Source organism: Bradyrhizobium sp. SK17 (assembly GCF_002831585.1).
GTDB lineage: Bacteria > Pseudomonadota > Alphaproteobacteria > Rhizobiales > Xanthobacteraceae > Bradyrhizobium.
Genome location: NZ_CP025113.1, coordinates 2,014,459 through 2,035,042, shown reverse-complemented (window position 1 = coordinate 2,035,042; position 20,584 = coordinate 2,014,459). Strand labels below are relative to the sequence as shown.

17 protein-coding genes are annotated in these 20,584 nt (G+C 65.1%); 6 read left to right on the top strand and 11 right to left on the bottom strand.

Features of this window, described 5'->3' with window-relative positions; all coding sequences use genetic code 11:
* Window positions 1-20: 20 nt before the first annotated feature.
* From CWS35_RS09520 to CWS35_RS09490, 7 genes are all read right to left on the bottom strand, one after another.
* Window positions 21-425: a biopolymer transporter ExbD gene (locus tag CWS35_RS09520; protein WP_024578845.1), complete on the bottom strand. Its 405-nt coding sequence runs from the start codon at window positions 423-425 to the stop codon at window positions 21-23.
* Window positions 426-430: 5 nt separating this feature from the next.
* A complete protein-coding gene (locus tag CWS35_RS09515; RefSeq protein ID WP_245439033.1) occupies window positions 431-2,449 on the bottom strand; it encodes a DUF2341 domain-containing protein in 2,019 nt (672 codons plus the stop codon).
* A 5-nt stretch (window positions 2,450-2,454) separates the two neighbouring features.
* Complete coding sequence (locus CWS35_RS09510) at window positions 2,455-4,137, bottom strand: ShlB/FhaC/HecB family hemolysin secretion/activation protein (RefSeq protein WP_024578843.1); 1,683 nt, start codon at window positions 4,135-4,137, stop codon at window positions 2,455-2,457.
* Between the two features lie 340 nt (window positions 4,138-4,477).
* Entirely contained in the window at window positions 4,478-5,461 is a 984-nt protein-coding gene (locus CWS35_RS09505) for a DUF4880 domain-containing protein (protein ID WP_100956184.1), read from the bottom strand.
* A 463-nt stretch (window positions 5,462-5,924) separates the two neighbouring features.
* A complete protein-coding gene (locus tag CWS35_RS09500; protein WP_024578841.1) occupies window positions 5,925-6,467 on the bottom strand; it encodes an RNA polymerase sigma factor in 543 nt (180 codons plus the stop codon).
* A 206-nt stretch (window positions 6,468-6,673) separates the two neighbouring features.
* A complete protein-coding gene (locus CWS35_RS09495; protein WP_100951749.1) occupies window positions 6,674-7,402 on the bottom strand; it encodes an energy transducer TonB in 729 nt (242 codons plus the stop codon).
* Window positions 7,399-8,130, bottom strand: coding sequence for an STN domain-containing protein (locus tag CWS35_RS09490; protein ID WP_100951748.1), 732 nt, complete (start codon window positions 8,128-8,130; stop codon window positions 7,399-7,401). Before CWS35_RS09490 ends, CWS35_RS09495 begins: the two co-directional genes overlap by 4 nt.
* A gap of 459 nt (window positions 8,131-8,589) precedes the next feature.
* Here CWS35_RS09490 and CWS35_RS09485 point away from each other — a divergent pair, with 459 nt between their 5' ends.
* The 6 genes from CWS35_RS09485 (at window position 8,590) to CWS35_RS09460 (ending at window position 16,133) form a co-directional block, all read left to right on the top strand.
* Complete coding sequence (locus tag CWS35_RS09485; protein WP_168226295.1) at window positions 8,590-9,297, top strand: TetR/AcrR family transcriptional regulator; 708 nt, start codon at window positions 8,590-8,592, stop codon at window positions 9,295-9,297.
* 19 nt (window positions 9,298-9,316) lie between these two features.
* Window positions 9,317-10,288 carry an ABC transporter permease gene (locus tag CWS35_RS09480; RefSeq protein ID WP_100951746.1) on the top strand — a complete coding sequence of 324 codons (972 nt, stop codon included), beginning with the start codon at window positions 9,317-9,319 and terminating at the stop codon, window positions 10,286-10,288.
* A 41-nt stretch (window positions 10,289-10,329) separates the two neighbouring features.
* Window positions 10,330-11,346: a sugar ABC transporter substrate-binding protein gene (locus CWS35_RS09475; RefSeq protein WP_024578836.1), complete on the top strand. Its 1,017-nt coding sequence runs from the start codon at window positions 10,330-10,332 to the stop codon at window positions 11,344-11,346.
* Between the two features lie 76 nt (window positions 11,347-11,422).
* Window positions 11,423-13,546: an SMP-30/gluconolactonase/LRE family protein gene (locus CWS35_RS09470; protein ID WP_100951745.1), complete on the top strand. Its 2,124-nt coding sequence runs from the start codon at window positions 11,423-11,425 to the stop codon at window positions 13,544-13,546.
* Window positions 13,543-14,640 (top strand): hypothetical protein, encoded by a 1,098-nt coding sequence (locus tag CWS35_RS09465; protein ID WP_168226294.1) that lies wholly within the window; start codon window positions 13,543-13,545, stop codon window positions 14,638-14,640. Before CWS35_RS09470 ends, CWS35_RS09465 begins: the two co-directional genes overlap by 4 nt.
* Window positions 14,637-16,133 carry a sugar ABC transporter ATP-binding protein gene (locus CWS35_RS09460; protein ID WP_024578833.1) on the top strand — a complete coding sequence of 499 codons (1,497 nt, stop codon included), beginning with the start codon at window positions 14,637-14,639 and terminating at the stop codon, window positions 16,131-16,133. The genes CWS35_RS09465 and CWS35_RS09460 overlap by 4 nt, the downstream gene beginning before the upstream one ends.
* A gap of 18 nt (window positions 16,134-16,151) precedes the next feature.
* On the opposite strand, the gene CWS35_RS09455 is transcribed toward CWS35_RS09460, so the two are convergent.
* From CWS35_RS09455 to CWS35_RS09440, 4 genes are read right to left on the bottom strand one after another with little or no spacing between them, the layout of a single operon-like run.
* Window positions 16,152-17,225, bottom strand: a complete 1,074-nt coding sequence (locus tag CWS35_RS09455; RefSeq protein WP_245438925.1) for an acyltransferase — start codon at window positions 17,223-17,225, stop codon at window positions 16,152-16,154.
* Window positions 17,226-17,233: 8 nt separating this feature from the next.
* Window positions 17,234-18,487, bottom strand: a complete 1,254-nt coding sequence (locus CWS35_RS09450) for a glycoside hydrolase family 5 protein (RefSeq protein ID WP_100951742.1) — start codon at window positions 18,485-18,487, stop codon at window positions 17,234-17,236.
* 19 nt (window positions 18,488-18,506) lie between these two features.
* Window positions 18,507-19,397 carry a hypothetical protein gene (locus CWS35_RS09445; protein ID WP_100951741.1) on the bottom strand — a complete coding sequence of 297 codons (891 nt, stop codon included), beginning with the start codon at window positions 19,395-19,397 and terminating at the stop codon, window positions 18,507-18,509.
* The gene (locus tag CWS35_RS09440) at window positions 19,394-20,566 is read right to left on the bottom strand and encodes a glycosyltransferase family 4 protein (protein WP_245438924.1); all 1,173 of its coding nucleotides are present in this window, start codon (window positions 20,564-20,566) and stop codon (window positions 19,394-19,396) included. Before CWS35_RS09440 ends, CWS35_RS09445 begins: the two co-directional genes overlap by 4 nt.
* Window positions 20,567-20,584: the final 18 nt, after the last annotated feature.

The window sequence follows — 20,584 nt, the reverse complement described above, 5'->3', positions numbered from 1 at the left end:
GGCGGCGCTTCCGGGCTGGCTCACTTCACGAGCGGCTTGGTGGCGAGCCCGACCTGGCTCAGGCCGATGCGGCTGAGCAGATCGAACACGTCCATCACGCTCTGGTACTGCGCCTGCGCGTCGCCGCGCAGCACCACGGGGAATTCGGGCGTCAGGGCCTTCTGCTGCACCAGCCGCTGCTCGAGCTCGGGCAGCGTCACCGGAATGGTGTCGAGGAAGATCTTGCCGTCGTTGGCGACCGTGATCGCCTTGGTGGTCTGGGTCGCAAGGCTCGGCGCCGCCGAGGCCTTCGGCAGGTTGACCTTCTGTCCCTGCACGGTCGCCGTCGTCATGATGATGAAGATCACCAGCAGCACGTAGGCGAGGTCCAACATCGGCGTGATGTTGATGTCGTCATAGGGTTTTGAATCGGCCTGGATCTGCATCGCAACTACTCCGCGGCGATGCGGTGTTCGATCGGGTCCGGCCGGTCGGCGGAATAGAATTCCGCCATCTTGGTCACGAACTCGTCGACGAAGACCTGAATGTCGTTGGTCAGGTCCTTGATCCGGGAGATCAGGTAGTTGTAGCCGAACAGCGCCGGGATCGCGACGCCGAGACCGGCGACGGTCGCCACCAGCGCCGCCGCGATGCCGGGCGCGATCGCATTGACGTTGACGTCGCCGCTCGCCGCGATCGCTGCGAAGGTGATCATGACGCCGACCACGGTGCCGAGCAGGCCGAGGAACGGTCCGCCGGAGATCGCGATCGTGAGCACCACCATCAGGCGGTTGAGCCGCTGCATCTCCTTGACGACGCCGCTATCGAGCGCCGCGCGGATCGCCGCGATCGAAACCGCCGACAGCACCGGCGCGCGCTGCGAGTTGCTGAAGCGATGGCGGATCTCGGCCGCGCCGATGTGATAGATGCGGTAGAGTGAGGACGAGCGCATCATCTTGGCATCGGCCTCGGTGAGGCGTCCGCCGAGCGTCGAGACGTCATCGGCATCGCCGCGATCCAACATCGTGAGATCGGCGGCGATCTCACGGAAGCCCTTCATGAACTGGGCATTCGCCTTGGCCTGCTTGTTGAGATACGAGGCCTTGTCGATCATCACCACCCAGCTGATCACGGCCATGATCAGGAGGATGCCGATCACCACCCAGCCGTCGAGCGTCACCGACTTCAGGATCACCGCGAAGTAGCCGGACAACCAGCTTGCGGTCTCCTCGTCGACGCTGAAGGACATCAGCTTGCCCTGGTCGGGGCCCTGCGCGATCGCCGCGATCTTGATGAAGCCGACCGGCCGCGCGACCTTGCTGATCTCGAGCTCGTCGATGTCGCCGACGAAACCGGCCATCGCCGCAGCGGGCGCCGGTGCCGGCGTTGCCGCCGCATCCGGCGTTGCCGCGGGCGCGGCGCCACCGTCCGCAGCCGACGCATCAGGGGGCACTGACGGTGTTGCTGCGGACGGGGCCGTCGCAGGCGCGATCGGAGAAGCGCTGGAGGTCGACGAGTCTCCTCCGATCAGGCCAACAGTATTGAGAGCTGGCAGGCTCGCGCTCAGCGCGGCATAGGATGCGCCGTCCAGATAGAGCGTGACCTGGCCGTTTGCCGCAACCACGGCGACGTGATGCCAGCTGCCGGCCGCCACCGGTGCACCGGCGGTGGAGCGCTGCACCGAGCCCGCATTGGTGACCTCGACGAACGGGCTGCCGTTGTCGACACCGATCACCAGCGCGTTGGCGCCGTCGCGCCGGCTGAACAGCGCGGCATTGGGCTGCAGCGCGGACGGCTTGATCCAGGCCGACCAGGTCAGCGCGGCGCCGTCCGGCGATGCGAGCGACGGCGAGGCCGGCATCGTCACCGGAGCACGGCCATCGAGCCGCAAGCCGGTGCCGATCAGCGAACCGTCCGCGGGCTGGCCGACGCTCTGGGCGTTGTTGGCCCAGACCGAGGAATCGATCGCCGGCGTGCCGCGCTCGTTGAAGTGATAGACCGTCAGCGTATCCGGGTCGTAGGTCCCCTTGGGATCGCTGGTCGCGAGCGCTTTCTTGTTGCCGTAATAGAGCCAGATATCTGTCCGCGCACCCGGCGCCAGGTTCGGCACCGCAACCCAGACCAGGCCCTCGCCAAGCAGCGAATCGAACTTCTCGATGTGATGCTTCAGCGGCGTCTTGTCGTCGCCGGCGACGAAGCGGAGATCGCTGCCGTCGTCCTTGGCTGAGCTGAAGCGGAAGTTCCCGACATGCAGCCGGACCAGCACCGGCGTCGCGCCGATCGGATCGGTGACGTTGGCGCCCGACGCGCTGGCATCGACCGTGATCTTCTTGCGCAGCGACCATTCGTCGTTCCACCAGGCGTTCGCCGGTGCGAGCGACGTCACCAGCGCGACGAGCCCGAACAACAATGCCGTCGCGATATTCGCGATGCCGCGGCGCAGCGCGCGCCGCTCGAAAGAGAAGCCCATCCCCATCAGAATTCACCCCAGATTCGGAAGTTCACGCGCGGACTGTTGGCGTGCGTGTATGCTTGAGTAACGCCCGGCACCGAGAACGCGACCATGCCGTTAAAATATTCGAGCGTCTTGAAACGCGTGCCGACGCCGTAGCTCCATGCGACGAACGACGACTGCTGCCCCACGAGCGGCTGCTGAATCGCCGTATAGCCACCGTCCATGAAGGCGAAGAAACGCCAGTCGTTGAAGGTGGTGAAACGCGGCTTGCCCTCGCCGGTCTCGCTCTTCAGCTCGTTCTGCAGCATGCCGCCGACATTGGGGGTGCGCAGTTCGAGGTTGGCGACCGCGCCGTTGTCGCCGAGCGCCTCGGATTCGAGATAGCCGCGCACGGTATCGAGACCGCCGAGGCTGAACTGCTCGCTCGAGACCAGCGGACCGTCGGCGATCTGCCCCTGCACCTTGCCGTAGAGCTGGAAACCTTCCGGCAGTTCCTGGGTATGCGAGACGTCGAGGTTGAGATGGGTGAAGCTCGGCGACGCCTTGTAGCGCTTGGCGTCGAACTCGTCCCACGGGCTGCTCAGCGTCCGGATGTTGTAGGTGATGCCGGCATTGAACTGCGTCGTGAACTTGTCGTTCTGGAACGTCGCACCATAGGTCGCGACGAAAGGATAGTAGGTGACCGGCGACGAGAAGCCGTCGGTGCCGAGCTTCACGGTCTGGTCGAAATGTTTGTAGTCCATGCCGACCGACAGCGTGTGGAACAGGCCCTCGCGGGTCGGCAGCGTGATCACGGCCCGTTCGCCGATGATCATGCCGGGACCGACCACGTTGGTACCGCCGATCGTCGCGACATTGCTGTTCGACTTCACGCTGTAGAACAGCAAATTGAGCCAATCGGCGTTGGGCACGCGCGCCATATACGAGCCGGAGAACACCTCGGCATCGCTCGGACGCTCCGGCGCGACCTGATAGGTGAAACTCAGGGAGTGGCCGAGCTGCCACAGATCGTCGTAGTGGACGGTGGCCGAGACGCGGCTCGCCGTGGTGGACGGCGATTGCCGGTTGTTCACTTCGAGGCTGGCGTGGATCGGCGCCTTGTCCTCGACATTGAGATCGACGTCGACGGTGCCGGGCGCCACGCCGGCACGCAATGCCGGCGTCACACGACGATCGGGCCACTGGTTGAGCGAGACGATGTCCTTGGTGACATCGGTGAAATTGGGAACGGTGCCTTCCTTCAGCGAAGGCGCGCTATCCTTGATCCGGTCGAGGTCGAAGTAACGCGAGTTCTTGACCCGCAGACGCCCCACCTTCAGCTCCGTCACCTTGAGGGTGACCACACCGCCGGTGACATTCTGCTGCGGGACCGCGACGCTGACGGTCTGGTAGCCCTTGTCGTGATACGCCTTCTCGAGCGCGGCGCGCGCCTTCTCGACGTCCTCCGAAGTCTTGCCCGGACCGAGGAACGGATAGATCGCCTCCTCGATCTCGACCTGGGGCAGCTTGTCGGCGCCCTGCACCGCGAAGTCGTCGATGTCGAAGCGCTGCAACGGCGCCGCCGGCTTTTGCGCCGGCGCATTCGCCTGGGCCGGCTGCTTCCCGGGCGCCGGCGCTGCGGCCGGCGCCGCGGAATCCTTCGCCGCGCGCGCCGGAACGACCGCCGCGACAGAACCAGCCACGGAGAGCACGGCGGCCGACATGTAGAACCCGACCCGGCGCCGTTGACGACGCCCAAAAAACAAATGATCTCTTCGACTACGCACAGACGTCCCACTTACTTCGTGCAGACGCGCGCCATCGCGACAGGAAGATCGCGATAGCGGCGCCTTACTCAGAAGACGTCTGGGCGCGAGCAAACCCGCAAAAGATTCTGCGGCATCGCGGAAGAAATTTTTTGTTTGTTAGGAGTTCGAGCGGCGCGGCGCGGATTCGTTCGATTGGAGCGCCGTTTCGATTGAAACGAGATCGAGACCCCAGATCTTTCTTTGACGTATTTTCTTCATGCGAACGGGTATCCGCTTCGCGCGAAGACGCTCCAGCTCAGCTCATCAGCACCACACCGCCGGGCAGCGACGTGATGCGCGCGCCGAACAGTTGCTCGACCTGGGCGACGAAATTGTCCAGCTTGTCGACCTGGAATGTGCCGTTGACGAGCCGGCGCTTCAGCTCGGCATTGGTAATGATGATCTTCCCGGCGCGGTACCGGTTCACTTCGTCCACGACGCTTGCCAATGGCCGGTCGCGGAAGATCAACAATCCGGTCTGCCAGGCGGCGACCTGCTTGGCATCGACCGGAAGCGAGGCTTGCAGTCCGGCGGGCGAGTAGCTGACCTGTTCGGCCTTGCGAAGCTGTACCGACCGGCCGCCCTGCTCGACGGTGACGATACCGTCGAGGCATGTCACCGAAACGACACCGTCGAGGCAGCGCGCGTTGAAGTCGGCCTGCAACGCACTGATACGGCCGTCGCGCGCCAGCATCACCAGCGGCGTCGTCGACGACCTTCGGGCGATCACCGAGGCCTCACCCGAGATCAGCTCGACCCGGGTTTCGTTCGGCGAGGGCCGCAGCGCAAGGCTGGTCTGGGTATTCAGTTCGACCGATATGTCGGGCGTCAGCATCACCTTGCGCTGCTCGCCTTTTCCGGTGCGGTAGTCGGCCGAGAGTTCCTCGATCGACGGCCACATATCGAGAGGCGGCCGGATCATCAAGTATCCGGCGGCGGCAGCAATCGCGCCGCCCAACACCATGCGGCGTGTCAAAAACCGTGACCGCCGCTGCGGCAATGCCACGACGGCATCCGTCGCGGCCTGTTCCTCGGCAAGCTCCTTGGCCGCGGCGCCGACGCTGCGGAACAGCCGGGCTGCGCTCCTGAACGCCTCCTCATGATCCGGGCTTTGCGCGCGCCAGCGCTGCAATGCGTCGACATCGGCACGCGTCGGCGAACCGGTCTTCAGCCGAACGACCCAGTCAAGCGCCTCGTCCAGCAATGGATCGGGCCCGGATGTGCGAGGCGGCTCGGTCACGACGGATTGCTCATCACCCTGCTCGCCAAACCCCAACCTCCCGATCGCGCCGAGCCCATAGCGAAGCTCGCTGTATAGACGATTCCGGAGGCAGCCGGGCACCGCAATCGGCCGTTGCGCACAACGCAGGCAGAAACATCCGGCAATCGCGGCTTGAGCCGCATCGCACGCGAAAGCGCGGCGCGACGATCGCGCGCCCGGTCGATTGCATACAGACCTGCGATCAAGCGGCTCAACACTTCCAGCGAACCTTTCCCGGCCCCCCAAGGTCCTCCAGAGGTGGCTCTCTATTCGATAGACGACTGGAAGCCAGCTATCCCGCAGAACGAAGATAGAAAATCGTGCAGCTTGTCACACCTGATTTGAGGTCATCGCCCGCGGCCGCCGGAAACAATCGTCCGCGGCGAAATGGACGGCCCGTTGTGATGCGCATGACGGCAGTCGCGACCGCCACGAATTTCGATCACGAACGGGGACGCGGACCGCCAAGACGACGGATCAAAGTATAGTCGAGACAATCAGCACAATGGCTCAGGGCCAGTTTCAAATCGCTTTCTACCGTTCTCACGCTGACGCCGAGACGGGCCGCGACATCCTGCGGCGATCGTCCCTCGATCGCAACACTATAAAGTACGTCGCGCGGCCGCGCCGGCAATTCGGCCAGGGCCCGCTTGAAAGCATCGATATCGGAGCGCGCCTCGACGATTCTCGCCGGGCTCGGTCCTTCGTCACTGACGTCGAGCAGTGCGTCGATTTCGGCGGTGCTAACGCGGAGATTCTGCGCTTTCTGGCGATCCTTGGCGATATTGATCGCGATACGGAATATGTAGTCGGCGGGACTGCGGATCGGCACGGTATCGGTGACACGCTCCAACCGGAGGAACGTCTCGTGCAAGGCCTCGTAGGCGAAGTCCGACGATCCCAGACGGCGGGTCAATTTCTTGACGAGGCCGTCATAATTGTCAGCAAGCTGCCCCCGCAGCCGCATTCGATTGATTTCAGCCACGTTCCGCGGCCTCCCAGACACCAGCCCGATATCCAGATTGAACTGTTCTTGAAGCTGGCCAATCTCGTAACGGCCGGGCACAACACATTTATGACGGTAACAAGTCGACACCGAACGACACGGAAGCTGATGCGTCGGGGTCACATCCAAAAACAATGAAACGGCGTCCGGAGCCGACGAAGCCGGCCCGGTAGCGCGCGACCGGATCAGGACGGATCGAACACCAGGGTGATCTGAATATTGAGCCGGTCCGGCAGCGCCGACGGGATCGACGGCAGCGGTTGCGCGCGCCGGATCGCATCAACGGCCGCCTTGTCGAGCACGACCTCTCCGGAACTGGTCTTGACCCAGACATCGAGCAGGGTGCCGTCGCGCTGCATGGAAAACAGCGTCTCGACCGCCCCGTGCAGCCGCCCCAGCCGTGCCGCACTGGGATAGCGCTGGTAGCGCGCCACATGACGAAGCAGCGCTTGCTGGTATTTCACGGTGACGCTGTTGGGCGGCGCGTCGGCAGGCGATGGCGTCGGATGGAAGCTCGGCACGGTCGGCTCCGCCGGCATCGGCTCTCGCCCCGAGGCCGCCGTCAGATTGTCCAGCGGCGGTTCAGCGTTCTCCGGCGACACCTCGGTCCTGCTGGCGAGCGCCGCGGTTTGCGGCTGCGACACGGGTGCGACCGGGATCGGCGCGGGCGACGGGCTCGGCAGCAACCGAACCTGTACGACCGAGCTCTGCTCGCGGCTGGCCGACCCGGCCGGCGGCTGCAACCGGATCCAGTAGATTCCACCGACGAACAGCAGCGTCGCGATCGCCGGCGCCAGCAGCAGGCGCAGGACCTCGCCCGAACTCCAGGCGCCTGGATCATCGGGACGAAACATCCGCGTCATCGGGCTGATGCCGCGCGCGCCGTCGGGTCCGCTGGTGTCGCTGGCGCTCATTGCAATGATTTCACCCGGATCGCGATCCGCACCGGCAGCGACGCATTGGCGGGTGTGGCCCGGCTCACGGTCAGCCCTTGCAGCGCCGCAGTCACGGCTGCATCGCGGTTCTGATCGCCGGTCGGCCGGAACAACTGGGCGCGCTGGATCGTGCGCGACGCGTCGATCCACAGGTCGACGACGAGCTGATAGCTGCCACCGCGCGACCCGATGTTCTTCTGAAGCGCTTTCTGAATGTCGAACTGCAGGCTTTCGCTGTAGTCGCGCAGCGCACCGGTATCGCTGCCGTCATTGGTGGCCCGCACCTGCAGCGTGCCCAGCGACAGGTCCGCGGTCGCGAGCGGGCTTGCCGGCGGACGATCGACACGCGCACTGCGCGAGGCAAGGGTGATCGCATCCGGACGAATATACTGGACCTTCAGGTCGGACCCCTTCAGAAGCAGATTCAATGCGTCCTCGGGCGTCAGGCTCCCCTCGACCAACGTCGACGTCCGGCCGGTTGCGGAGTTGCTTTCATAAAGCACCTGAACGCCGGTTCGCTCGCCATAGGCCTGCAACGCGCTGGCCAACTGCTGGGCGGGGATGTTGAACTCGATCGGCGCAGATGCGGCAACAATCTCGCGCTGCTGCGCGGCAACCGCGCAGATGCCGCCGATCAGCAGCGCGGCACAAATCCCGAACAGATGACGCGACGTCGCGGAAGATCGCGGAGCGTCACCGCTGATCACGGCGCCAGCCCGTGCACCATATGATCCCACTGCCGTCATAACCTTGCTTCGGCCCAAAGTGACCACGGGTGAAATTCGGCCAGCATGTCTGTGCAGGTTGGCCTTCCGGCCCGCGAACCTGCGTTCTTTATATCTGGAATGTGACGGCCGTCTAACTGGCATATCGCTCGACCAGCGCGTCAGGAATTTGTGTTGTCCGTTCAACACAAAAGTTCCCGAGGGCCACCGGAACGGAGTTGCGCGCGCGGGCAAGCCATATGGCTGGCGCAGAAAACGAGCGAGCGCTCTCTCAGAAAATTTGCTGATCCCCCTTTTCCGACCGCCGCTTCGTGCGCTAGGAATTGAGCAAGGGCGTAAAGCCCAGCCCGGACCGGTCAAGAAAATGAAACGGTCCGGAAGCATAGCCAGGGAGGCAATTTGGGTCTCGCGCGCCAGCGGCCGGGGACGAATGCGTTCGCTATGGACGTGCTTTGCGCACGGATCCTCGAACGGCATCGGGATTCCATCCGGGTCCAGAAAACGCATCTCGCCGTTCCAAACCTGGCGCGCATCATCGGCGCGACGCTCACGCTGTCCAACAAGCACGGCTTTCACGCCACCACGCTGCGCCAGCTGGCGGAAGCGTCCGGCCTCAGCATGGGCGGTCTCTATACCTACTTCGACAGCAAGCCGACATTGCTGTCGATGATCCTCGGCGAGGTCGCCGAGACCGCCGCGGAGGTCCTCACCGCACCGCCCGCCAACGTCAAGCAGGATGCCCGCAAGCATCTGCACTGGATCATCGCGACCCATGTTCGCATGAGCGAGGCGATGCAGCCCTGGTTCGTGTTCTCCTTCATGGAAGCGAAATCGTTTCCGCCCGCGGAACGCCAGCGCGCCATCGAGATGGAGGTGATGACCGAGAAGATCATCGCCGACGTGCTCAAGCAGGGTGTCGCCAGCGGCGCGTTCGCGATCGATCAGGTCACGCTGACGGCCTCGCTGATCAAGCCGCTGTTGCAGGACTGGTACGTCAAGCGCGCGAAGTACCGCAGGCGCGGCACGTCGATCGAGGCCTACATCGACACTGTCGGTGCGTTCGTCGATGCGGCGGTCGCGGGCAGGACACGACCCAGCCGCGTCGCGACCGGCTCCCGCACGAGGTCCCGGCAAACGGCGCACCCATAGCAGCAGGAAGGACGAGGCAATGAAGCGATTGCGGTTCAATCAACAGGAGATCGTCTTCGCCGTATTCGCCGTCCTCTTCCTGGCGTTCTCGATTTTCCTGCGCGGCTTCCTGACGGCGGAAAACATGCTGACGCTGCTGCAAAACGTCGCCGTGCTCGGCATCCTCGGACTTGCCATGGCGATCGTCGTGATCGGGCGCGGCATCGACATCTCGCTGATCGCAGCGCTCGCGGTGCCGCCGGGGCTCGTGCTTCAAATGGTGCAGAACGGCCACTCGCTGCCGGCCTCGCTGTTGACCGCCGTACTGCTGACGATCGCGTTCGGCCTGGTCAATGGCTGGCTGATCGCCTATGCCGAGGTCCCTTCGCTGTTCGCGACGCTGGCGACCGGCCTGCTGCTCGCCGGCCTCGGGCAGGCCGCGCTGTTTCAGCTCGACGTCGTGCAGTGGAGCGACGGCATGAAGGGCTTCGAGCGGCTCGGACAGGGCACCATCCTCGGCATCCCGACCTCGATCGTGATGTTCGCGATCGCCTGCGTGGTGGTGGCCTTCCTGCTGCGCCAGACACGCTGGGGCGCCTATATCTATGCGATCGGCGACAATCCCTACGCGGCCCGCGTCACCGGCATCCCTTCACGCCCGATCATCGTGCTGCAATATGTCGTCGCGGCACTGATCGGCTGCTTCGCGGGCCTGGTGATGGCGGCCTCCGTCAACTCGATGCCGACCCGCATCTTCAATTCGACCCTGATCTACGACGTCATCCTGGTCGTCGTGCTCGGCGGCATCGGCCTGTCCGGCGGCCGCGGCGGCGTGCTCAACGTCATCATCGGCACGCTGCTGATCGGCACCATGCTCAACGGCATGACCATCATGGACATCTCCTACGCCGGCCAGAACCTCGTCAAGGGCGTCGTCCTGCTGCTCGCCGTCATCACGGATTCATTCCTGAATCCGCGCAACGAAGAAACCGCACAGCAGGGCGACATCTGAACCAAGCCACGGAAACCTCAATCACGAGCAAGGAGGAAGCAATGAGACACGCTGTCAGGACTGCAAAGGTGATCGCCGCGGCACTCGGGCTCGCGGCCATCGCCGCACCCGCCATCGCCCAGCAAGGCCTGGACGAGCCGTTCCAGAAGCCGTTCAAGGAGGCCCTCGCCGGCAAGACGGTGGCCTACGTTCCGGTGGCGATGAACTTCGACCTCACCGAAGGCTGGTACGCCGGCTTGAAGAAGGAGCTCGAACCGTTCGGCGTGAAGTTCGAAATCCGCGATCCGAACTGGAACACCAATGCCGGCGCGCAGGCGGTGACCTCGCTGATCTCGGAGAAGCCGGCCGTGATGGTGATCCACAATCCGGACGTGCAGACCTACGCCAAGCTGCTGCAACGCGCCGAGAACGAAGGCATCTACGTGATCCAGATCAACATGGGCTCGGCCTACCGCTCTTCGGCCTTCGTCGGCGCCAACTGGATCGAGATCGGCGAGAAGGACACCGAGGCCGTGGTCAAGGCGTGCCAGGGCAAGTCGAACAAGATCGCCATCGTGCAAGGCGCGCTCTCGGCGGCCGCCAGCGCCTACACGCTGAAGGGCGTCGAGAACGTGCTCGCCAAGCATCCGGAGATCAAGGTGGTGTCGAGCCAGGCCGCCGACTGGGATGCCGCAAAGGCCAAGGCGATCACCCAGACCGTGCTGAAGCAGAATCCCGATCTTTGCGGCATCGTCGGCTTCTGGGACGGCATGGACATCGGCACCGCGGCCGCAGTGAAGGAAGCCGGCCTGACCGGCAAGGTGTTCGTCGCGACTTCCGGCGGCGGCGAACGCAAGGGCGCCTGCGAACTCGTCAAGTCCGGCGCCTTCGACCTCAACCTGAGCTACGACGTGCCGACCCAGGCCGCGCAGATGGCCGGCACGATCAAATGGCTGCTGTCGTCGGGCGCCAAGGCCGGCTCGGTCAAGGGATCGGAATACACGACCCTGATTCCGATCACCAAGGAGAATGCGGACAGTCAGACCGCGTGCTGGAATCTCAGCGACCTGAAGAAATAGTCCGGCCATTCCCGCTCGACGTCCCCGGCCCACTCGCCCGGGACGTCGATCTCCCGAAATCAAACAGTTTGCTGGAATGCCGATGCGCGACACCTTGACGAGCCTGCGTTACCGCTACTGGCCGGATTATCTCCTCGGCGAGATCCTGTCCAAGCGATGGACCGAGACCGCAATTCCGGTGATCCTGCTCCTGATCGTCGGCTTCGCGCTGAGCCGCTCCATCGACCACTTCCTGTCGCCGTCGAGCCTCGCCGACACCGCGCGGCAGGCCGGCGAGATCGGCTTCATCGGGCTCGGCATGGCGCTGGTGGTCATCGTCGGCGGCATCGATCTGTCGGTCGGCTCGATCTTCGCGCTGACCGATTTCTGCGCGCTCTATCTGCTCGACGTGCTGAACTGGCCGGTGCCAGCGGTGGTGGTCGCCACCCTCGCCTGCGGCGCGCTGCTCGGCGCCGTCAACGGCATCCTGATCGGATATCTGCGGCTTCGTGCCTTCATCACCACGCTGATCACGTTGATTATCTACCGTTCGGCGTTCGATCTCTTGATCCAGCGCTACTCCAATTCGATCGCAGCCGCCTTTCCTGACATCCCGTCCTGGAATTTCATCGGTGGCGGCGACGTGTTCGGTATTCCGAGCGTCGCGCTGGTCTATATCGCGATCGCGATCTTCGGCCACATCTTCATGACCCGGCTGCGCCCGGGCTGGCACATCACGGCGATCGGCGGCTCGCGCCGCTCGGCCTACAATTCCGGCATTCCGGTCCGCCGCACCATCGCGCTCTGCTACGTCGCAAGCGGCGTGCTGACCAGCATCGCGGCGCTGTTCTTCGCGGCGCGGCTCGGCACCGTCGGCGGCGACATCGGCGTCGGCCTCGAGGTGATCGTGCTGACCGCGACCGTGCTCGGCGGCATCACGCTCGGCGGCGGCAAGGGCTCGGTCGCCAAATCGCTGGTCGGCGTGCTGATCGTGCTGCTGATCACCAACGGCCTGACCACGCTCAATGCGCGCGGCGGCATCAACCGCATGGCGCTCGCCGGCATCCTGCTGGTCGCCGCGATGGTCGATATCCGCTGGCAGAAGAACCGCACCCGCATCATCAGCAAGGTCTACGTCGCGCCGACCTATCACGCGCTGCCGCCGCCCCCGCCGACCGAGATCGGCCAGGGCGGCCCGTTCGAGCAGAACGACAAACTGCGCGATGTCGAACTGATCGGGCTCGGCCGCATCGAGGCGCCGGAGGACGTGATCCTCGATCGCCACGACAATCTCTATGCCGGCTCGCGCCACGGCGACATCATGCGCTTCCTCGCACCGGATTATCAGCGGATGGAGGTATTCGCCCATATCGGCGGCCAGCCGCTCGGCATGGCGTTCGACCGCCAGGACAATCTCTATGTCTGCATCGGCGGCATGGGCCTCTACCGCATCAAGCCCGACGGCACCGTGGAGAAGGCGACCGACGAGACCAACCGCAGCATGCATTCGGTCAACGACGACAGCCGCCTGCGGCTGGCCGACGACCTCGACATCACCGATGACGGCCTGATCTTCTTCTCCGAAGCAACCGTCCGCTACGAGATGGACGAATGGCCGATCGACGGCCTCGAGGCCCGCGGCAACGGTCGCATCATCTGCTACGACACCAAGACCGGCACGACGCACACGGCGCTGCGCGGCCTCAAATTCCCCAACGGCATCTGCGTCGCCAGCGACGGTCAGTCGATCCTGTTCGCCGAAACCTTCGGCTGCTCGATCAAGCGGCTGTGGTTCGCCGGGCCGAAGAAAGGCCAGGTCGAGGTGGTGATGGACAATCTGCCGGGCTATCCCGACAACATCAATCTCGCCTCCGACGGCAATTACTGGCTGGCGCTGGTCGGCATGCGCAGCCCCTCGCTCGATCTCGCCTGGAAGATGCCGGGCTTCCGCCGCCGCATGGCCAAGCGCGTGCCGGTCGATGAATGGCTGTTCCCGAACATCAACACCGGCTGCGTCGTCAAGTTCAACGAGCAGGGCAAGATCCTCGAATCGTTCTGGGACCTGCGCGGCGAGAACCATCCGATGATCACCTCGATGCGCGAGCATCGCGGCTATCTCTATCTCGGCGGCATCATGAACAACCGGATCGGCCGCTACAAGCTGACGAACGCCGACCCGAACTTCGTGCAGTATGACAAGCGCTGGGGGAAGCTGTCGTGATCGCGGCCGTCAGGGAATTCGCCAACCGCTTCCTCGGCCGTGGCGAGGCCACCATCACCGTGCCGTCGTTCGATGGCGCGCTCAAGCCGAACCAGAAGCTGGAGGCCGCAACCACCTTGCTGGAAGGCGAGGCGCTTGAGGACCTCGCGACCGACGGCCGCAATCTCTATGTCGCCGACGGCCACCGCCTGCTGCGGCTCGACGGCAGTGCCGCGACCGAGCTGCGCAGCTTCGAGCAGCCGATCTCGGCGCTCTGTACACTCGCCGACGGCGGCATCGCCGTCGCGCTCGGCGGCCGGGAGGTGCGCCTCTATGCCGATCCAACGTCGCGTGAGCCGAACGTGACGTTCAGCGATACTGCCTTCAATGCGATCAATGCGTTGACGCTCGCAGATGACGGGACGTTGATCGCGACCGACGGCTCGTCGACCTGCGGCGTCGACGACTGGGCGCGCGACCTGATGGAGCTGAACCGCAACGGCCGCGTGTTCCGGCTCGATCCCGGGACCAGATCGGTCAAGCCACTGGCGTCAAGACTCGGCTACGCCTTCGGCGCCTGCGCGCGTGGCGATGGCGTGCTGGTCAGCGAGAGCTGGCGGCATCGTCTCGTGCTCGTCGCGGATGGCAGGCCGCCGCAGATCGTGCTCGGTCACCTGCCGGTCTATCCGTCGCGGCTGTCAAAAGCCGCGGGCGGCGGCTACTGGCTCACCGCGTTCACCGCTCGCACCCAGCTGGTCGAGTTCGTGCTGCGCGAGCCGGCCTATCGGCGCCGCATGATGGCCGAGATCGACCCGGCCTATTGGGTGGCGCCGCGGCTGCGCTCGGGGTTCTCCTTCAAGGAGCCGATGCAGGGCGCGCACATCAAGACGATGGGCGTCATCAAGCCATGGGCGCCGCCGCGTTCCTACGGCCTCGTGATCCGGCTCGGGGAAGACGGCAAGCCGCTCTATTCGCTGCACAGCCGGGTCGACGGCATCAATCACGGCGTCGTTGCGGCGCTCGAACTGGGCGGTGACCTCGTGCTGATCGCCAAGGGACCGGGCCGCGTGCTGAAACTGCCCGTTGCCGGGCTTGCCGAGGAGACAGGCTCATGAGCGACACCATGCTGTCCCTGCGCAAGGCGACCAAGCTCTATGCCGGCGTGCCCGCGATCGAGGGTGTCGACTTCGATCTCCGCCGCGGCGAGATCCACGCGCTGGTCGGCGAGAACGGCGCCGGCAAGTCGACGCTGACCAAGGTGATGGCCGGCGTCGTGACCTTGACCTCGGGCAGCATGACGGTCGACGGCTCCGACGTCGCGCCACGCACGCCGCTCGAGGCGCGCAATCTCGGCATCGCGATGGTGTTCCAGGAGAACAGCCTGGTGCCGACCATGACGGTGGCGCAAAACCTGTTTCTCGGGCAGGAGAAATTCTACAACCGGCTGCGCGGCATCTACATCGCCGCCCAGCAATTCCTGCAATCGCTCAATTTCGACGTGACGCCAACCGCGACCGTGAGCGGGCTCGGCGCCGCCAAGAAGCAGATGGTGGAGATCGCCCGCGCAGTCCTGCACAAGGCCAAGGTCATCATCTTCGATGAACCGACGGCATCGCTGACGCCGGAGGAGAAGAAGTATTTCTTCGACCTGGTCCGCGACCTGAAGAAGCGCGGCGTCTCGATCATCTTCATCTCGCACGCGCTGGAGGAAGCCCTGCTGCTCGCCGACCGCATCACGGTGCTGCGCGACGGCAAGCACGTCGTCACCGACGACGCCGCGAAGTTCGACCGCGCGGCGATCGTCCAGGCGATGGTCGGCCGCGACCTCTCCAACACGCTGTACGGCGCGCGGAAGGCCAGCGTCCGGCCGGCCGGTGCGCGGGTGCTCACGGTGCAGAATCTCAAGATGGCGCCGATGGTGAAGAACAATTCGCTGTCGGTGTTCGCCGGCCAGATCACCGGCGTGTTCGGCCTGGTCGGCGCGGGCCGCACCGAGACCTTCAAGATCGTATCCGGCGTGTTGAAGCGCGACTTCTTCCATGGCGGCGAGATCCTGCTGCACGACAAGCCGGTGCGCTACCGGGTGCCGGCGCCGGCGGTCAAGGCCGGCATCGCCTATGTCACCGAGGATCGCAAAGTCGAGGGCTTCTTCGAGACTGCCTCGATCGCCCGCAACATCTATCTCGGCCTGCTCTCCAAGTTTCCCGCGGGACGGATGCTGCTGTCGCGGCGCGAGACCAACACGGTCGGCAAGACCTGGACCCAGCGGCTCAAGGTCCGTGCGATCGGCGACGAGGCCAAGGTGGTCGAGCTGTCAGGCGGCAACCAGCAGAAGGTGGTGATCGCCAAATCGCTGGTGCAGGAACCCGAGCTGATCATCTTCGACGAGCCGACCCGCGGCGTCGACGTCGGCGCCATCGTCGAGATCCACGAGCTGATCAACCAGCTTGCCGATGAGGGCAAGGCGGTGGTGGTGATATCATCCTATCTGCCCGAGATCATGGCGCTCTCCGACCGCATTCTGGTGTCGCGCCAGGGCAAGGTGGTCGAGGAATTCTCCGCGGTCGAGGCCACCGAGGAGAAGATCATGTACGCCGCGATTCACTGAGGGCGCGACTGGCCGGCGTCAAGGCCGACTGGCGACGCCATGCCGCAGCACGATCGCGCGCCCGAACATGATCATCGGGCGCTCGACCAGCCGGTAGACCAGCCAGGACACCAGCAGGACGAGGCCGGTGCAGATCAGCATGGTGGCGATATCGCTGATCTGTCCGGTCAACGGCAGGAAGCGGTAGACCGTGACGTTCACCGGCCAGTGGAACAGGTACGTCGAATAGCTGATCAGCCCGATCTGCGACAGCAGCGGCGAACGAGGCCGATCGAACCTGACGGCCGCCATGAAGATCACGAAAGCCAGCGCATAGGCCGTAACGACGGGCAACAGCCCCTCCATGATGAAATTGTCGCCGCGCGCCAGCGAGAAGGCCGCCACCGACGGCACCGCGGCAACCTGTGCAAGCACCAGCGCCAGCGCCGCCGTGCGCGCACCGGGCACCCGCTCGACAAGCCACAGGCGCAACAGCAGACCCAGGAACAGGAATGAGAGGTGCATGCCGAGATACTGCACCGGGACGTTGGCAATCCCATGCGTCCGCAACTGGACCGGCAACGCCGTTGCGACCACGAGCGCCAGACTCAGGATCGACAGCACGCCGACCTGGCGGAGCTTGCCGACCGAGAACAGCAGCGCGATCAGGATGTAGAACACCAGCTCGATGAACAGCGTCCAGTAGATCGGCGACAGCCAGGGCTGGCCGAACAGCGTCGGCGCCATCGTCATGTTGGCAAGCACCGTCACCGCGCGCGGCGGCTCGCCAGCAAGACAAGCCATGGTCGCGAGCACCGCGAGCGCGAGCCACAGAGCGGGATAGAGCCGGAATATTCGCGAAACGGCGAATTGAAACAGCGGCCGTTCGCCGCCGATGCTGAACGGCACGACGAAGCCGCTGATCAGAAAGAACAGCGCCACGCCGAACCGGCCAAGACTCACATTCTGAACCAGCATCTCGCCAGCCGCATTCATCGGCCCGGCGGCAAGCGGGGTCTGCCGAAGCAGATCACCGAACATATGCTCGACCATGACGCCAAGCGCCGCGATCGCTCGCAACCCGTCGATATTGCCGTAGCGACGCGGTGTCATGTCTGGCCTCATGGCGATGTCAGGCCGAGCGCGCCGCGGGTCGCGGCATCGAAGCCGGGGCCGGTTTCGTTCTCCGCCAATGCGAATCCGCCTGTCGCGAGGTAAGTCCAGCAGGACCAGGCGAAACCGTAGGCCTCCGCGAGCTCACGCATGTCACGCAGCCAGCTCGCGCGCGCGGTCGCGCCTGCGACGCTGTCCTGGAAGGGCGTCCTGTGCACGCCGAACTCGCCGAGCAGGATCGCCTGCGCCGGCAGGTTCTGCGCCGTGCGCCACGCCGCCACCTGCTGAAACGTCCGCTCCAGCGTCGATCGGTTGAAGCCGGAGCTGACATAGCTCGCGAGCGTCTGCCTGGCCTGCCGTGCCTGATCCAGCTCCGTGCCGGTGAGGCCGAGCGCCGCGATGCGCTGGTCGGTCGCCTGCGCCATCGCGTCGACCGATGCGGGCGCCGGATAGACGATCCCATCCAGCGCATAGGCCGGACTGCCGCGCACGCCCTGATGGGTGAACTGCCACGGCGAATAGTCGTGATAGGTGTAGATCAGGCGCCTGTCGCCGGCAAACGGATGCATCTTGATCTGCGCCAGCGCGCCGGCAGCGTTCACAAGGCCGCCGCCCAGCACGAGCGGCAGCGTCGCCGAACCGCGGCGCGCAGCTGCGTAGGCGGCTTCGAGCATCGGCTGCCATGCGGCCGCTGATATCTCCGGCTCATTCATCAGCTCGAGCGCGATCCTCGGCGGCGCCGCCTTGCGCCGCTCGGCGGCAACCTGGTCGAGGCGGCCTGCGAGACGGGTCAGCAACGCGAGCATGGCCTGGAATTTCGGCGTGTTCACGCCGGCGGTGAGTTCCGCAGGCCGGTAGGCCGGGCTCATGGCACTCGGGTGCAGGTCGACGATCACGCCAAGATCGGCGGCGAGCAGGTCGCGGACGGTGGTAATGACGAGATCATCCAGCCGGTCGCGGCTCGCCCCATCGAATGCCAGGAACGGACCGACGTCGAGGACGAGACGCACGAAGTCGAATCCTGCATCGTGGATCGCCCGACGTTGGTCCGCGCCGAACTGAAACCGCGGCGCGGAGAACGCCGGATCCACATAGGAGCCATCCTCGCGCACCTCGGCCCATCCGAACGCATGCGAGACGCCGATCCCGCGACGGAAACCGGGAAGCTCGCCGGCCGGATCGGCAATAGCCGGGAGCGCGGCAAATGGTGCGAGCATCGCGACACCGGCGATGCTGCGGAGGATGGAACGGCGACTGGTCACGATGTACCTCCGATCGCGCTCAGCCGCCGATCCCGCCGGGATGGCGCGCCGTCAACGCACCATCGAGCACGATCATGTCTTCCTGGCCGGCAAATGGGGTAGCGAGACCGGCGAGCGAGAGGCCGCGCAGCGCGGGCTCGATGGTTCGCGACGGCACGAACCGGACATCGCTCCACGCCTGTGCCTCGAAGGCCGCGATGTAATCGGCGGGCCGCAGCCGGTTCGGCTGGCCAGGAAAGCGGAACAGCCGGTAGATCGGCTCCGGATAGCGATAAATGTTGTTGGGGTCGTGCTCGCGAATCCAGCGCGAATGCGTTTGCAGGTCGATGATGTGGATCGCCTCGCAGCCCGGCCGGGCCACCTGCGTCAAGCCGGCGACGGTATCGGGGACGCTGTCGTAATGCTCGAACGCCGCACAACTCACGATCAGGTCGAAGGTTCGTCCGCCGGCGAGGCGGGGAATGTCGAAATCCCGGCCGACCACGTAGCTGAACTCGCGGGCGCCGGACGCCGATGAGAGGGCATGGGCGCGCTGCCGGTCCGCCTTGGTGCCATAGGAGAAGCGATCGAGCAGCAGCTCGTAGAACACGGGGTCCTCGTCGCCGGCGAGGTTGAACACGTCGATGGCGTGATAGGACCGCGCCCCCATGGCAAGGAACAACGCACCGTTGCCGCGCGACGCGCCAGGACTGAGCTCGAGCACATCGCGGCCGCGCAGATCGAATCCCGGCGGCATGAAACGGCGGAACGAGCCGAAGATGTCGAGCAGATAGGCGATCTGGCCTTCGACGTCGAACTTCGACACGGTGTTCGGCGTGGCGTAGCCGCGCAGCTTGTCCTTGCTCCAGGCGAGGCCGAGGAAGCCGATGCCCAGCACGGTCATCTCCAGCTTGCGAAGGGCCAGCGTCATTGCCCGCCTCCGAACCCGAGATGGTTCTTGAGGTCGGTGCCGCCGCGATGCGCCCGTCCCGGTTTGCGCGCTGCCAGCGCACTCTCATAGACTTCGATGGTGCGGTCGACGATCGGGTCCCAGCCGAAGCAATCGAGCGCCCGCGCGGCTCGCTCGCTTCGATCCGGCAGGTTGCCCGATGGGGCGAGCTTCAGCCTGATCGCTCCCGCGAGCGCATCGACGTCACCCAGCGGAAAGTAGCTCTCCGGCCCGAGGTCGAGCGCGAGATTGGCGTCAATGTCGCTCGCCAGGCAGGGCACCCCGTGGCTCAGCGCCTCGAGCAGCACCATCGGCATGCCCTCATGGCTGGATGGGAGAACGAACAACGCCGCGTGCCGATAGAGCTGGGCGAGGCTCTCGCCGGACTGGAAGCCGGTCATCACCACGCCCGGCGTCGCCGCTGCCGCCTTCTCGACCGCGCGCAGGTAATTGCCGTTGTGATCGGCCGTGCCGACGATGATCAGCTTCCGGGTAGGATCACCCAGGCGCGCGAAGGCGTCGATCAGATCGAGCTGCCGTTTTTCCTCGACGATTCTGCCGACGCTCAGGATGTAGCGGTACGGCTTCACGTCGATATAGTCGAGATAGGAGGTGCCGAGCTTCGGAGTGCTGCTCTCCACGCCGTTCGGAATGAAGCTTGCCGGGACGCCGTGCCTGGCGCGGACCGAGTCGACGATGCCCTTCGCCACGCCGATACGCGCATGGGCGAACTTCATTCCCATCCATTCACCGGCGCGCAGGACCGACTTCGCCATCCATCCCCATTTCTGGCGTTCGTAGTCGAAGCCGTGATGCGTCACCACCACGCGAAGGCCGAGCAGGCGGGCCAGCGGCGTGAGCAGCGCCGGACCGATCGCATGGATATGGACCAGGTCCGGATTGCGGCGAGCGGCGGCGAACAGGCCGAGCGTGGTGTGCAGCAGCGCTTCGACGTGCTTTGAACGCGGCGTCCAGATCGGCGTCACCACGACGCCTTTCCAGACGTACGGCTCCGGTGATGGCAGGTACGGCCGGCGTCCGAGCACCTCGACCTGCCAGCCGCGCTGCGCGATGCGCACGGCGAGCGCGGCGACATGGGTCTCGACGCCGCCCTGTATCTCGGGGATGCCGCGCAGACCGAGGAAGATCACTTTCCTCGGAGGCCGGTT

What these genes read in the sequence shown, in the direction of transcription:
- CWS35_RS09470 (WP_100951745.1), top strand. Translation starts at nt 11,423, where the DNA reads ATGCCGATGCGCGACACCTTGACGAGCCTGCGTTACCGCTACTGGCCG.
- CWS35_RS09455 (WP_245438925.1), bottom strand. Translation starts at nt 17,225, where the DNA reads ATGACACCGCGTCGCTACGGCAATATCGACGGGTTGCGAGCGATCGCG.
- CWS35_RS09445 (WP_100951741.1), bottom strand. Translation starts at nt 19,397, where the DNA reads ATGACGCTGGCCCTTCGCAAGCTGGAGATGACCGTGCTGGGCATCGGC.
- CWS35_RS09495 (WP_100951749.1), bottom strand. Translation starts at nt 7,402, where the DNA reads ATGAGCGCCAGCGACACCAGCGGACCCGACGGCGCGCGCGGCATCAGC.
- CWS35_RS09485 (WP_168226295.1), top strand. Translation starts at nt 8,590, where the DNA reads ATGGACGTGCTTTGCGCACGGATCCTCGAACGGCATCGGGATTCCATC.
- CWS35_RS09475 (WP_024578836.1), top strand. Translation starts at nt 10,330, where the DNA reads ATGAGACACGCTGTCAGGACTGCAAAGGTGATCGCCGCGGCACTCGGG.
- CWS35_RS09515 (WP_245439033.1), bottom strand. Translation starts at nt 2,449, where the DNA reads ATGGGCTTCTCTTTCGAGCGGCGCGCGCTGCGCCGCGGCATCGCGAAT.
- CWS35_RS09510 (WP_024578843.1), bottom strand. Translation starts at nt 4,137, where the DNA reads ATGTCGGCCGCCGTGCTCTCCGTGGCTGGTTCTGTCGCGGCGGTCGTT.
- CWS35_RS09460 (WP_024578833.1), top strand. Translation starts at nt 14,637, where the DNA reads ATGAGCGACACCATGCTGTCCCTGCGCAAGGCGACCAAGCTCTATGCC.
- CWS35_RS09480 (WP_100951746.1), top strand. Translation starts at nt 9,317, where the DNA reads ATGAAGCGATTGCGGTTCAATCAACAGGAGATCGTCTTCGCCGTATTC.
- CWS35_RS09520 (WP_024578845.1), bottom strand. Translation starts at nt 425, where the DNA reads ATGCAGATCCAGGCCGATTCAAAACCCTATGACGACATCAACATCACG.